The following is a 12,095-nucleotide window of genomic DNA, read 5'->3' as shown; positions in this document are numbered from 1 at the left end:
GCCATTTCCGGCTCCCTTTTCCCTTGCATTCAAGAGGTTTACATGAAGAAGCTCCTGCTCGCCGCCGCGCTGGCATTCACCGCCGCCGCCCCCGCCTTTGCCGAAATCACCGCTACCGACGTCGTTGGTCGCACCGTCACCGTACCCAAAGTGCCGGAGCGCATCGTGCTCGGTTTTTATTATGAAGATTATCTTGCCATTGGCGGCAAGGATGCGATGGACAAGGTCGTCGCCCTTGCCCTTTCCACCTGGAAAGACTGGCGGCCGCAGCAATACGCGCTTTATGAAAAAGCGCTGCCGAAACTGAAAGAGATTCCCGATATTGGCAATACCGAAGACGGCACGTTTTCCATTGAAAAAATCATCGCCACCAATCCCGATTTGGTTATCCTCGGCGTCTGGAATTATGAAGGACTGGGAGAGTCGGTGAAGCAACTCGATGCGGCGGGCATTCCCTATGTCGTCCTCGATTACAATGCGCAAACGGTAGAGAAACATACTATTTCCACGTTGGTATTGGGAAAATTGCTGGGACAGGAACAGCGCGCGCAGGAACTGGCCGACAATTACAAGAATGCCTTCGCCGATATTGAAAAGCGCATCGAAAAATTGAAACCGTCGCCGAAAAAAGTTTACGTTGAGCTCGCACAAAATGGTGCGGATACTTTCGGCAATTCTTATGGCAACACGATGTGGGGCGCGCTTTTGGAAAAACTGGGCGGGAAGAATATCGCTGCCGGACAGGTGAAAGGCGCAGCACCACTCAGCCCGGAATATATCCTCGCCGAAGCGCCGGATTTAATTTTCCTCGCCGGTTCGGAATGGAAGAACAAGCCGCAGGCGGTCGCCGTCGGTTTTTCTGCCGACTCCAAAACCGTCAATGAACGCATTGCCGCTTATCTGAAACGCCCCGGCTGGGCGGATTTGCCTGCGGTAAAAACGGATAATGTTTTTGCGATTTATCACGGCGGCGCACGCACCCTTTCCGATTATGTTTATGCGCAATTTATCGCCAAGCAGCTTTATCCTGACGCTTTCAAGGATGTCGATCCGGTGCAGAATTTGCAGGAGTATTACAAGAAATGGCTGCCGATTGAAGCGGACGGTGTTTTTATGACCCGTTATCAGCCGGGGAAATAATGGAAAACCGCGGGCGGATATATTTCTGCCCGCCCGGTTTGTCGTATATAGGATGCGCCTTGGCAGGATATGCCAAGGCGTGCGTTATTCGATTCTCGTAGGGTGTATGCCGTAGGCACGCGCATCCCGATAAGCTCCGCGTGCGTGTCGGCGATCCCGCCACACACCCTACGGCTACACTCCCGATACGTTAATTCTTTGAGGACTTTTTATGACCCCCGCCTCCATTCACGGCAGTTACCAGCGCAATGCCGACCGGCGGCTGCTGTTGCTCGCCGTCGCCGCGCTCGTGCTGCTCGCGCTGGCGCTGGCCGACCTTGCCACCGGCCCGTCCGGGATGCCGCTGGCCGATATTTTCAAGGCGCTGCGCGCCGGGCCGTTTTTTGATACCGACCGCAGCAGCGTCGCCAGTCAGGCGCTCGGTGCGCTGCCAGCCGCGCCCGCCGGGCTGGAATCACTCTGGCGCGGTTTGCAGGATACCTTTGCCGATGAGGCACGGCTGCGCAAGCTGGTGACGATTCTCTGGGGACTGCGGATGCCGCAGACGCTGACCGGGATACTCGTCGGCTGTTGCCTCGGCCTCGCCGGCTTGCAGATGCAGACCATCCTCGCCAACCCGCTTGCCAGCCCGTTTACCCTCGGCTTCTCTGCCGCCGCCGGCTTTGGCGCGGCGCTCGCCATCATGTTTGGCGGCATGGTGCCGGGGCTGGCGGCGCACGCCTGGTTCGGCTTCCTCATCGTTCCCGCCGCCGCCTTTGCGATGACCATCGGCTCCTGTGGCCTGATTTACCTCATCGCCATCCTGCGCAGCGCCACGCCCGCCATCCTCGTCCTCGGCGGCATTGCCGTGCTGTTTTTCTTCCAGTCGCTGCAATCGCTGCTGCAATTCCTCGCCACGCCGGAAGCGTCACAGCAAATCGTCTTCTGGCTCTTTGGCAACCTGCTGAAAGCGAGCTGGACCTCGGTCGCGGTCGGCCTCGCCACCCTGCTCGTCTGCGTGCCGTTTATCATCTTTGACACCTGGGCGCTGACCACACTGCGCCTCGGCGACGCCAACGCGATGAGCCTCGGCATCAACGTCGATAAACTGCGCAAGCGCAGCTTCATCATCGTCGCGCTGCTCACCGCCGCCGCCGTGTCCTTCGTCGGCACCATCGGCTTTGTCGGCCTGATTGCGCCGCACATGGCGCGCTCGCTCGTCGGCGAAGACCACCGCTTTGCCCTGCCGCTCGCCGCAGTCACCGGTGCGGTCATCCTCATCGGCGCCTCCGTCTTCGGCAAAATCATCTCGCCCGGCGGCGCAATCCCCGTCGGCATCATCACCGCCGTCGCCGGGGTGCCGATGCTCTTTGGCATCATCATCCGCAGCGGCAGGAGGAACGAAGGATGAGCCTCGAACTCGCACACGTCGCCGTCAGCTACGGCAAAACCCCCATCCTGCGCGACATCACCGCGCGGCTGGAGCCGGGGCAGATAGTCGGCCTCATCGGCCCGAACGGCACCGGCAAATCCACCCTCATCAAAAGCATCGCCTCCGTGCAGCGCTTCAGCGGCACGATTCACTGGCAGGGCGCGCCAGTCAGCCTGCGCGACATCGGCTTCATGCCGCAGAACTGCCAGGTAAGCGCGGAGCTGAGCGTGCTGGAAACCGTGCTGCTCGGTCATCACGAACAACTCGGTCTGCGCGTCGGCCACAAACTGATTGACGCCGCCTGCGCCATCCTGGACGACTTCCGCATCGGTCACCTGCACGACCGCTGCATGACGCGCCTCTCCGGCGGGCAGCAACAACTGGTGCTGCTGGCACAACGCCTCCTGCGTGAGCCGAAACTGCTACTGCTCGATGAAGCGACCAGCGCGCTCGACATCCGCCACCAGATGCAAGTGTTCGACCGCCTCGGCGCTTACGTGGCGCGCACTGGCGCTTTAGTGGTGATAGCCATCCACGATTTGAATCTCGCCGCGCGGCATACACAGACGATACTGCTCTTGAACAAAGGCCACGTCGCCGGACAGGGCGCATTTGCCGAAGTGGTCTCGCCCGACAGCCTGCGCGCGGTGTATGAAATCGAGGCGGAGATTGTCACCACGCCGAGCGCCTACACGGCGGTGATACCAGTGTGTCCGTGTCATCAAGAATGAGTGAATAAAAAGAAACCGCCCTGGAGGGCGGTTTTTTGCGGGTTTATTGTTCTTTTTCGATGCGGATGTATTTGCTCGGCCAGTGGTTCATCACGTTTTCTTCGTAGCCTTTGACATACGGCTTCACCAGGTGTTTGGAGACGAAGAAAAACACCGGGACGAGGTCATGGTGGTCGATCAGCCGTTTTTCCGCCTGTTGCAGGATGGCGGCGCGTTTTGTGCCGTCGGTTTCGCGCGCGGCTTCAGCGAGCAGTTTGTCGTATGCCGCGTCGTTCAGGCCGATGGTGTTGCTGCCGCCGCCGCTGACAAAGAGGTCAAGGAAGGTGTTGGCGTCGTCGTAGTCGCCCATCCACGAGCCGCGGAAGACTTGGGTGTTGTATTCGCGGCGGTCGTTCAGGTATGCCTTCCATTCTTTGTTAATCAGGCTGGTTTCGACGCCGAGTGCGTCTTTCCACAGGGCGGCGACGGCGATGGCGACTTTTTTGTTGTTGTCGTTGGTGTTGTAGAGCAGTTCGACCCGTAGCGGGTTTTCTTTGCTGTAGCCGGCTTCCGCGTAGAGTGCCTTGGCTTTTTCGAGGCGTTTTTGCCGGTCCCAGTTGGCGTATTCGGGCTGGTAGGGGGTGTAGCCGCTGATGCCGGGGGGGACGAAGCCGTAGGCGGGTTGTTCGCCGCTGGCGGTGATGTTTTTGACGATGCGTTCGCGGTCGATGGCGAGGCTCAGTGCTTCGCGCAGTTTGGGGTTGTCCTTGAATGGCGGTTTGGTGAGGTTGTAGCCGAAGTAGAAGGTGCCGAGGTAGTTGTGGATGTGCAGCTCTTCGCCGAGGTTTTCGCGCAGCCATTTGATTTGGTCGTTCGGCACGTCTGCCGTCCAGTCCAGCTCGCCCGCGCGGTAGCGTTGCAGTTCGGCGTTTTTGTCTTCGCTGACGTAGTAGATGACCTTGTCAAGCTGCACATCCTGCGCGCCATAGTAGTTGGCGGATTTTTCGAGGATGATGCGCGACTGCGGTTTCCATTCGCGCATTTTGAAGGCGCCGTTGCCGATGAGGTTTTCGGGGCGCGTCCAGTCTTTGCCCTGTTTTTCGATGATGTGCTGCGGTACGGGGTAGGTGACGGCGTTGATGAGCAGGCCGGGGAAGTAGGGCGTCGGTTCGTTCAGTTCGACCACCAGCGTTTTGTCATCAGCGGCGCTGACGCCGAGGGTATCGACCGCCGCATTGCCTTCGGCGATGGTTTTGGCGTTTTTTACCGGGTAGAGGAAGAAGCTGTATTTGCTGCCGACTGCCGGATCGACCGCGCGTCGCCAGGCATAGACGAAATCGCCCGCAGTGACTGGAGCGCCGTCTGACCAGGCATTGTCGCGCAGGTGGAAGGTCCAGGTTTTGCCGTCGTCGGAGATGTCCCAGCGTTCGGCGACGCCGGGGATGAGGTGCGCGCCCGCGTCTTCATCGACGAGGCCGACGAACATATCGCGCAGGATGTGCATTTCCGGCATTCCCTGCGCCAGTTGTGGGTCCATGCTGGCGGGTTCGGCGTCGTTGCTGCGGCGGAAGACGGTCTCGGCCTGCGCGCCGCTGGTGGCGGCGAGCAGGAGGGCGGTGGTGAGGAGCAGTGTTTTTTTCATGGGGTTCTCATGGTTCGATGTGTAAATCCTGGGTGCGCACGATGCCGAGGGCATTGCCTGCGTAGCCTTTGAATTGTGGCTTGAGCAGGCGCACGGTGACGTAATGGTACAGCGGGGCAACGGCGTAGTCGTCAATGACGGTTTTTTCCGCCGCTTGCAGCAGTTTTGCCCGCGCGGCGAGGTCGGGCGTGGCTGCCGCTTCTTTCAGTTGGGCATCGTAGGCGGGATTCTGGTAGCCGGAGTAATTGACTTCGGAATTTTGCTGGAAGATTTCGAGGAAGGTATAGGGATCGTCATAGTCGCCATTCCAGGAGTAGCGATAGGCCTGGTCGTCTTTTTGTGCCATGTTGGCGAGCATGACTTTCCATTCCTGGTTATTCAGTTCGGTTTGTACGCCGAGTACCTGTTTCCACATCGCCGCGACTGCCACCATGATCTTTTTGTGGGCATCGCTGGTGTTGTAAATAATGGAAACTTTCAGCGGTTTTTCTTTGGAATATCCGGCTTCGGCATAGAGTGCCTGCGCACGGGCAATTTGTTCCTTGCGATCCAGTTTGCTGTATTCCGGCTGATAGGGGTCGCTATTATGGGTGGAAGGCGGTACCAGACCATAGGTGGGGATTTGTCCGGCTTTCAGGATTTTTTCGGTAATTACCGTGCGGTCAATCGCCAGCGTCAGCGCTTCGCGCAATTTGGGATTATCCTTGAACGGCGGCTTGGTCAGGTTAAAGCCAATCCAGTAGGTGGCGAGGAAGGGCTCTATGTGCAACTGGTCGGCGTATTCTTTTTTGGCAATTTCCAGACTTTCCGGGGAAAGGGATTCGACGTAATCCACTTCCCCGGCGCGATAGCGGTTAAAGGCGGTGCTTTCCTGCTCAATCGGATAGTAGATGACTTTGTCAATGGCGACGTGGTCGTGATTCCAGTAAGTCGGCGATTTTTCTGCGGTAATGCTCGCCTGCGGTTTCCATTCACTCAAGTGATAGGCGCCATTACTGACGATATGCTCTGGCCGTGTCCATTTGTCGCCGAATTGTTCGACCGTTTTGCGCGGGACGGGATAGGTGGTGTAATGCGTCATCAGGCCGGGGAAATACGGCGTCGGATAATTCAGTTCGACTTGCAGGGTGCGCTCGTCCAATGCCTTGATGCCGAGCGCTTCCAGATGCTTTTCCTGCCCGCTGGCAATCGCCTCAGCATTTTTCACCGGATAAAGAATGAAGGCATATTCACCGCCGGTGGCGGGATTGACCGCGCGTTGCCAGGCATAGACAAAATCATCCGCCGTCACCGGCTCGCCATTGGACCATTTGGCATTGTCGCGCAGATGGAAAGTATAAATTTTGCCGTCATCGGAAACTTCCCATTTTTCGGCGACGCCGGGGATGACTTCACCTTTGGCATTGGTGGTGGTCAAACCCTCGAAATTGTCATAAATAATCGCCGAACCGGCATTTTCTGTCGCCAATTGCGGGTCAATGCTTTTCGGCTCGGAGCCATTGCCGCGACGGAAGACACTTTCCGCCTGGGCATTGATGGCAAGCAATACCAGTGTGGTAACAAGCAGCTTTTTCATGATGAACCTCGATGAATGGAATCGGGAAAAGATTTCCGGATTATGGCGGGGGAAACGCGGCATTTCCCGGAAAACGCATACTTTACGGTAATTTCCGCGCAAGGCAAGGGCAAGGCGCGCCGCTACCCGCGATTTGCCGCATAATGTGCGCCCGTTATCCGTATCCCTCCCGCCGTCATGCAAATCCTCTATCTGCTCATTCCCATCTCCGTCGTCCTCATTGCCGCGGCGGTTTACGCCTTCCATTGGGCGGTGCGCACCCGCCAGTTTGACGACCTCGAATCGCCCGGCATGATTCCGCTGCTGGATGACACCGAAGAAGAGCGCCGCCAGCGCGAATCCGGCGAGTCATGAGCGCCGCCACCCTCCTCACTGCCTTCGCCACCGGGCTTGCCGGCAGCGCGCACTGCGTCGCCATGTGCGGCGGCATCAGCATTTCGCTCGGCCTCGGCAGCATGAAAAAGCGGCTGCTGCCGGTCTATCACGGCGGGCGGCTCGCCAGCTACGCCACGCTCGGCCTCGTATTCGGTTGCCTGCTGCCACTCATCGGCGTGCGCGACTACAGCCCGGCGTGGGCGATGGCGCTGCGCCTCGCCGCTGCGCTGGTGATGTTTGCCATTGGCCTGCAAATCGCTCTGGGCATCAACCTGCTGCGCCGCCTGGAACGCTACGGCAGCCGCCTGTGGCAACCGCTGGCGGGATTTGTCCAGACGCTGTTGCCGGTACGCACGGGCAGCGACGCGCTCCTGCTCGGCTTCCTCTGGGGACTGTTGCCCTGCGGCCTGATTTACAGCGCCCTCGCGCTGGCGGTGATTAGCGGCAACCCGCTGCAGGCGGCGCTGGTGATGCTCGCCTTCGGCGCGGGTACGCTCCCGGCGATGCTGCTCCTCGGCGTCTTTTCCGGCACGCTGGTGCAGTCGCTCACCCGCGACAGCAGCCGTATCGTCCTCGGCGCGCTGGTGATGGCGACGGCGCTGTGGACGCTGTTGCCGTTGGTACGGTAGGCGTTATACATACACCTTCCCCGCTATCCTGTATGTAAATTGTAGGGTGGGTCTTGACCCACCATGACGGAATACGCGGCTTTAACGGTGGGGCAAGCCCCACCCTACGGCAGTATCAAAATGCAGTCGGCACACACTCAACATCTTTGATGTCGGTCATTCATGCCCGGTCTAAAATAAAATTACAGGGGAACAAAGAAAAATCTTTGTACAAACCTGCCTTATCAATAGCTTCTTTTAGAGACTGTGAAAAGAAAATAGAGTGATTGATTAAGGGGTCATGCCATATATCTGCCGGGCATTCCAATGCCTTGGGGTGGAAATGGAATCTGTTCAGCTCCGCTTCATCATCAGGATGGTGATAAACGCTATAACTGCCTCTGGAAATCAATCTTAAATCAGGATTTTTTTCAGGGGATAAATAGCTGTGTGCTTCGCATACATTAAGTAAATAATAGGTCTGTTCGCTTAGCAGTTCATTTGTCGTTCGCTCATATAGCCTGACTGGACTGATTTGTGTGCTACCCAAATAAAAATGACGGAATATGTGTAAAAGTGGTTCAGTAATCATGATAAATTGATCTGAAATTGCAAAAACGGGTGGCATTGTGGAAAATACTTCCTGGGGAATCCCTGCATATATCTCTTTCAAATCAGCATACATTGCGTCAGGCAAGATTTTTGGAGAGAGAAATTTATGTTCGCGATATGAATGGATTGTCTTGACCATTTCATTAAGCATAATTTTCCTTTGTTCTTCTTCCCGCTCCGTCCGGTTTTTTCTCGTCAAGGCAAAATAATCAGGAAAATTCAATGTAGAAGGAATACCAAGCTAAATCCACCACGATTCTCTGCTTAATCCACTGTCATCCAACAGCCAAATTGTCGGTTTTTTTGCGGTCATCCGTTGCTCCTGGGGCAATTCGGGAAAACGGGTAAAGGAAAGCCATACAAAACGCCCCTGACGGGGCGTTTTTTGTGGTGTTTATTTGACGCCAAGCTGTTCCAGCATGAAAGCGTACATCTCGGCGATTTCGCGGTAACGGCGGAATCTGCCGGATTTGCCGCCGTGTCCCGCTTCCATGTTGGTGCGCAGGACGACCGGGTGTTTGCCGCTATTGACGTCGCGCAGGCGGGCGACGTATTTCGCCGGTTCCCAGTATTGCACCTGCGAGTCCCACAGGCCGGTGCCGACGTACATCGCCGGGTAATTTTGCGCCTTGAGGTTGTCGTAGGGCGAGTAGGAGAGCATATAGCGGTAGCTTTCCGCGCTCGCTTCCGGGTTGCCCCATTCGTCGTATTCGTTGGTGGTCAGCGGTATCGAGGGGTCAAGCATGGTGGTGACGACATCGACGAACGGCACTTGCGAGAGGATGACGCGGTAGTCTTCGGGCGCCATGTTGGCAACCGCGCCCATCAGCAGGCCGCCCGCGCTGCCGCCAAGCGCGGCGACGCGGTCTTTCGCCGCGTATTTTTCCGCGACCAGCCAGCGGGTGACGTCAATGAAGTCGGTGAAGGTGTTTTTTTTGTGCAGCAGTTTGCCGTCTTCGTACCAGGCGCGCCCCATTTCCTGGCCGCCGCGGATGTGGGCGATGGCATAGACCATGCCGCGATCCAGCAGGCTGATGGTGTTGCTGTTGAAGCCCGGATCCATGCTCATGCCGTAGCTGCCGTAGCCGTATTGCAAGAGCGCCGCCGTGCCGTCGCGTTTGAAGTCTTTGCGATAGACGAGCGAGACCGGGATTTTGGTGCCGTCGCGTGCCGGTACCCAGACGCGCTCGGTGGTGTAGTTGGCGGCGTCGTAGCCGGGGACGGGTTGCTGCTTGAGCTGGCGGCGTTCGCCGGTTTTGATGTTGGTTTCAAAGATGATGGCGGGCGTGGTGAGCGAGGTGTAGCCGTAACGCAGCCAGTCGCTGTCCGGCTCCGGGTTGGAGGAGAGCCCCATGGTGTAGGCGGGTTCGTCCGCTTTGAGGTATTCGCTGCTGCCGTCTTTTTTGATGATGCGGATGCGTTCCAGCCCGTCGGAGCGCTCGCTGATGGCGGTGTAGTCGGCGAAGGGTTCGACGTCTTCGATGTAGATGGCCGGGTCATGCGCAATCCATTCTTGCCAGTCGGCGCGGGCGGTGGCGCCGTCGCGCGCGGTCATGATTTTGAAGTTGGCCGCACCGCCGGCGTTGGTACGGATGAGCCAGCGGCCGCCGTAGTGGTCGGCACCGTATTCGAGGTCGCGCTCGCGCGGGGTGAGGATTTGGAAGTCGCCGGGGTTCGCCGCCGGGGCGTAGCGCAGCTCGTCCGAGACGGTGCTGCTGGCGTGGATGGTCAGGTATTTTTCGTCGCGGGTGCGGCCAACGCCGAGGTAAAAGCTGTCGTCTTTTTCTTCGTAAACGACGGGGTCGGTTTTCGGGTCAGTGCCGAGGGTGTGTTTTTTCACGCGCTTGCTGAGCAGGGTATCGGGGTCGTTTTCGATGTAGTAGAAGGTGTTGCCATCGTCCGCCCAGACGGCGTAGCCGTTGGTGCCGGGGATTTCGTCGGTAAGACGCTTGCCGCTGGCAAGATCGGTAACGCGCAGGGTGTATTGGCGGCGACCGTTGGTGTCATCTGCCCAGAGCATTTTCTGGTTGTCCTTGCTGATGTCCACCATGCTCGCGCTGTAGTAGTCATGGCCTTCGGCAAGCTGATTGACGTTGAGCAGGATTTCTTCGCCGGCAAAGTCGCCACTGTTGTTCGCCGCCTGAATGGCAAGCGCATCAAGGCCGTCGCGGTCGGCACGGCGGGCGTGGATGGGGTAATCCTTGCCGGTCTCGAAACGGCTGTAGTACCAGTAGCCGTGATCGCGCGCCGGGACGCTGCTGTCGTCCTGCTTGATGCGGGCGACGATTTCGTCGTAGAGCTTGTCTTCCAGCGGCGCAAGCGGCGCGAGGACGGCATCGGCGTAGGCGTTTTCCGCGTTGAGATAGGCGAGCATCTGCGGGTCTTTGCGTTCGTCGTCGCGCAGCCAGTAGTACTCGTCCTGGCGCTCACCGTGCGGCGAGGTGACGGTATGCGGGCGCTTTTCGACATCGGGCGGGGTTTGGGCGTGGATGGTGGTCATGGTCAGTACCAGGGTGAGAAGGAAAGGTTTGAGGTGCATGGCGGCCTCGTGGTGGAAAGGGGCGGGCATGATAGCAGACGGGAATGCGCCACGGCGCGGGCGGGATTAGGGTGTTGCGGTTATTGGCGAGCGGTATGAACCGCCTCACCAATTAAGCGGAGGGCAGATTTAAGCGGAATGGCGCGGAGTACTACGGAAAGGGAAGGGCGGTTAATCCGTTAAATTTCGCCCGGTTACGGAGCGAAACGGAGTCCTGCGGAATAAACGGAAGTGCCCCCGAGAGGAATTGAACCTCCAGCCTTTCCCTTAGGAGGGGAACGCTCTATCCGATTGAGCTACGGGGACATGATTGAATAAAGAAAAAAGAGTTCGCCGATAAGCCGGGTTCTGTCGAGGGCAATCATTCATCTGCGATAACCGTTACCGGCTACCTCCAGCAACCTACCCGGAATCACGGCGGGCCGCCGCAACGATTCCCTATTTGGTCTTGCTCCGGGTGGGGTTTACCCTGCCAAGCCTGTTACCAGTCTTGCGGTGCGCTCTTACCGCACCATTTCACCCTTGCCTGCATCACGCAGGCGGTATCTTTTCTGTGGCACTTTCCGTCGGCTCGCGCCGCCCGGGCGTTACCCGGCACCCTGCCCTGTGGAGCCCGGACTTTCCTCCAATCCGAAGATCAGCGATTGCCTGGCGAACTCAGGGCGCGGATTCTAAAGAGAAGCGCCCCAACTTGCAAGCCTGTAACCCGCCCATTAAAATGCGGGAAACCCCTTGAACCAACAGGAGAAAACCCATGATTGGCTGGATTGTCCTCGCCCTTGTTGCCCTCGCTGTCATTGCGAGCATTGCCATCTACAACCGCCTCGTCAATTACCGCAACGATGCGAAAAACGCCTTCGCGCAAATTGACGTGCAACTCACCCGGCGCTACGACCTCATCCCGAACCTCGTCGAAGTCGCGCGCAAATACCTGCAACACGAACAGGAAACGCTTACCACCGTCATCGCCGCCCGCGACCAAGCCGCCAACGCACTGAAAAACACCGCAGGCAGCGGCACGAACGTCGGTGTCCTCGCCGCGGCGGAACAGGCACTGGGCGCACGTCTCGGCGGCCTCTACGCCACCTTTGAAAACTACCCTGACCTCAAGGCGGACAACCAGCTCGCCGCGCTGCGCGAAGAAATCGCCTCCACCGAAAACCGCATCGCCTTCTCGCGCCAGCATTACAACGACAGCATCACCGAATACAACAGCGCCATCGAACAATTCCCCGCCAACATCATCGCCGGGATGTTCGGCTTCCGCGCCGCCGAGCTGCTGGAAATCGAAGACATCGCCGCCAAACGCCAGCCGGTGCCAGTCAAATTCAGCTAACGACATCCCCCTCCCCTGCAGGGCGAAGCCCGCAGCGGGGGAGGGCCGAGGTGGGCGATATTATTGACGAGCTGGAATTCCAGTTTTTCAGTTATTTGCTGCCCTAGGGGCTGTTTACAATTGGGCGTAATACATTGATTTTGAAT

General features: G+C 58.1%; 10 protein-coding genes, 1 tRNA gene and 1 other RNA gene. 6 read left to right on the top strand and 6 right to left on the bottom strand.

The window, feature by feature from the left end; all coding sequences use genetic code 11:
* Positions 1–42: 42 nt before the first annotated feature.
* The 3 genes from Q0349_RS08220 to Q0349_RS08210 all read left to right on the top strand — a co-directional run bounded on the left by Q0349_RS08220 (position 43) and on the right by Q0349_RS08210 (position 3,282).
* Positions 43–1,140: an ABC transporter substrate-binding protein gene (locus Q0349_RS08220; protein WP_298080384.1), complete on the top strand. Its 1,098-nt coding sequence runs from the start codon at positions 43–45 to the stop codon at positions 1,138–1,140.
* A 211-nt stretch (positions 1,141–1,351) separates the two neighbouring features.
* Entirely contained in the window at positions 1,352–2,530 is a 1,179-nt protein-coding gene (locus Q0349_RS08215) for an iron ABC transporter permease (RefSeq protein ID WP_298080383.1), read from the top strand.
* The gene (locus Q0349_RS08210; protein WP_298080382.1) at positions 2,527–3,282 is read left to right on the top strand and encodes an ABC transporter ATP-binding protein; all 756 of its coding nucleotides are present in this window, start codon (positions 2,527–2,529) and stop codon (positions 3,280–3,282) included. Before Q0349_RS08215 ends, Q0349_RS08210 begins: the two co-directional genes overlap by 4 nt.
* 43 nt (positions 3,283–3,325) lie before the next feature.
* Here the strand turns inward: Q0349_RS08210 and Q0349_RS08205 are convergent, their stop codons facing one another.
* Both Q0349_RS08205 and Q0349_RS08200 read right to left on the bottom strand, forming a co-directional pair.
* On the bottom strand, positions 3,326–4,903 hold the full coding sequence (locus Q0349_RS08205; RefSeq protein WP_298080381.1) for a peptide ABC transporter substrate-binding protein: 1,578 nt from the start codon (positions 4,901–4,903) through the stop codon (positions 3,326–3,328).
* A 7-nt stretch (positions 4,904–4,910) separates the two neighbouring features.
* Positions 4,911–6,479 carry a peptide ABC transporter substrate-binding protein gene (locus tag Q0349_RS08200; protein ID WP_298080380.1) on the bottom strand — a complete coding sequence of 523 codons (1,569 nt, stop codon included), beginning with the start codon at positions 6,477–6,479 and terminating at the stop codon, positions 4,911–4,913.
* A 177-nt stretch (positions 6,480–6,656) separates the two neighbouring features.
* Here Q0349_RS08200 and ccoS point away from each other — a divergent pair, with 177 nt between their 5' ends.
* Entirely contained in the window at positions 6,657–6,833 is a 177-nt protein-coding gene (gene ccoS, locus Q0349_RS08195; RefSeq protein WP_298080379.1) for a cbb3-type cytochrome oxidase assembly protein CcoS, read from the top strand.
* The gene (locus Q0349_RS08190) at positions 6,830–7,483 is read left to right on the top strand and encodes a sulfite exporter TauE/SafE family protein (protein WP_298080378.1); all 654 of its coding nucleotides are present in this window, start codon (positions 6,830–6,832) and stop codon (positions 7,481–7,483) included. Before ccoS ends, Q0349_RS08190 begins: the two co-directional genes overlap by 4 nt.
* Before the next feature lie 160 nt (positions 7,484–7,643).
* Here Q0349_RS08190 and Q0349_RS08185 read toward each other — a convergent pair whose 3' ends face one another.
* The 4 genes from Q0349_RS08185 to rnpB form a co-directional block, all read right to left on the bottom strand.
* Positions 7,644–8,225 carry a hypothetical protein gene (locus Q0349_RS08185; protein WP_298080377.1) on the bottom strand — a complete coding sequence of 194 codons (582 nt, stop codon included), beginning with the start codon at positions 8,223–8,225 and terminating at the stop codon, positions 7,644–7,646.
* 243 nt (positions 8,226–8,468) lie between these two features.
* Positions 8,469–10,613: a S9 family peptidase gene (locus Q0349_RS08180; protein ID WP_298080376.1), complete on the bottom strand. Its 2,145-nt coding sequence runs from the start codon at positions 10,611–10,613 to the stop codon at positions 8,469–8,471.
* Between the two features lie 232 nt (positions 10,614–10,845).
* Positions 10,846–10,919: transfer RNA gene (locus tag Q0349_RS08175), tRNA-Arg, on the bottom strand.
* A 15-nt stretch (positions 10,920–10,934) separates the two neighbouring features.
* Positions 10,935–11,273, bottom strand: an RNA gene (gene rnpB / locus Q0349_RS08170) — RNase P RNA component class A.
* Positions 11,274–11,367: 94 nt separating this feature from the next.
* Between rnpB and Q0349_RS08165 the strand changes: the two genes are divergently transcribed.
* Entirely contained in the window at positions 11,368–11,949 is a 582-nt protein-coding gene (locus Q0349_RS08165; protein ID WP_298080375.1) for a LemA family protein, read from the top strand.
* The last annotated feature ends 146 nt before the right edge of the window (positions 11,950–12,095 follow it).

Origin of the sequence: uncultured Cardiobacterium sp. (assembly GCF_938028185.1) — a bacterium.
GTDB lineage: Bacteria > Pseudomonadota > Gammaproteobacteria > Cardiobacteriales > Cardiobacteriaceae > Cardiobacterium.
This window is presented reverse-complemented; position numbering and strand designations above follow the sequence as displayed.

Excerpts from the sequence above, each read along its gene's own strand:
- Q0349_RS08180 (WP_298080376.1), bottom strand. The coding sequence starts at position 10,613 with ATGCACCTCAAACCTTTCCTTCTCACCCTGGTACTGACCATGACCACC.
- Q0349_RS08210 (WP_298080382.1), top strand. The coding sequence starts at position 2,527 with ATGAGCCTCGAACTCGCACACGTCGCCGTCAGCTACGGCAAAACCCCC.
- Q0349_RS08165 (WP_298080375.1), top strand. The coding sequence starts at position 11,368 with ATGATTGGCTGGATTGTCCTCGCCCTTGTTGCCCTCGCTGTCATTGCG.
- Q0349_RS08205 (WP_298080381.1), bottom strand. The coding sequence starts at position 4,903 with ATGAAAAAAACACTGCTCCTCACCACCGCCCTCCTGCTCGCCGCCACC.
- Q0349_RS08200 (WP_298080380.1), bottom strand. The coding sequence starts at position 6,479 with ATGAAAAAGCTGCTTGTTACCACACTGGTATTGCTTGCCATCAATGCC.
- ccoS (WP_298080379.1), top strand. The coding sequence starts at position 6,657 with ATGCAAATCCTCTATCTGCTCATTCCCATCTCCGTCGTCCTCATTGCC.
- Q0349_RS08220 (WP_298080384.1), top strand. The coding sequence starts at position 43 with ATGAAGAAGCTCCTGCTCGCCGCCGCGCTGGCATTCACCGCCGCCGCC.
- Q0349_RS08215 (WP_298080383.1), top strand. The coding sequence starts at position 1,352 with ATGACCCCCGCCTCCATTCACGGCAGTTACCAGCGCAATGCCGACCGG.
- Q0349_RS08190 (WP_298080378.1), top strand. The coding sequence starts at position 6,830 with ATGAGCGCCGCCACCCTCCTCACTGCCTTCGCCACCGGGCTTGCCGGC.
- Q0349_RS08185 (WP_298080377.1), bottom strand. The coding sequence starts at position 8,225 with ATGCTTAATGAAATGGTCAAGACAATCCATTCATATCGCGAACATAAA.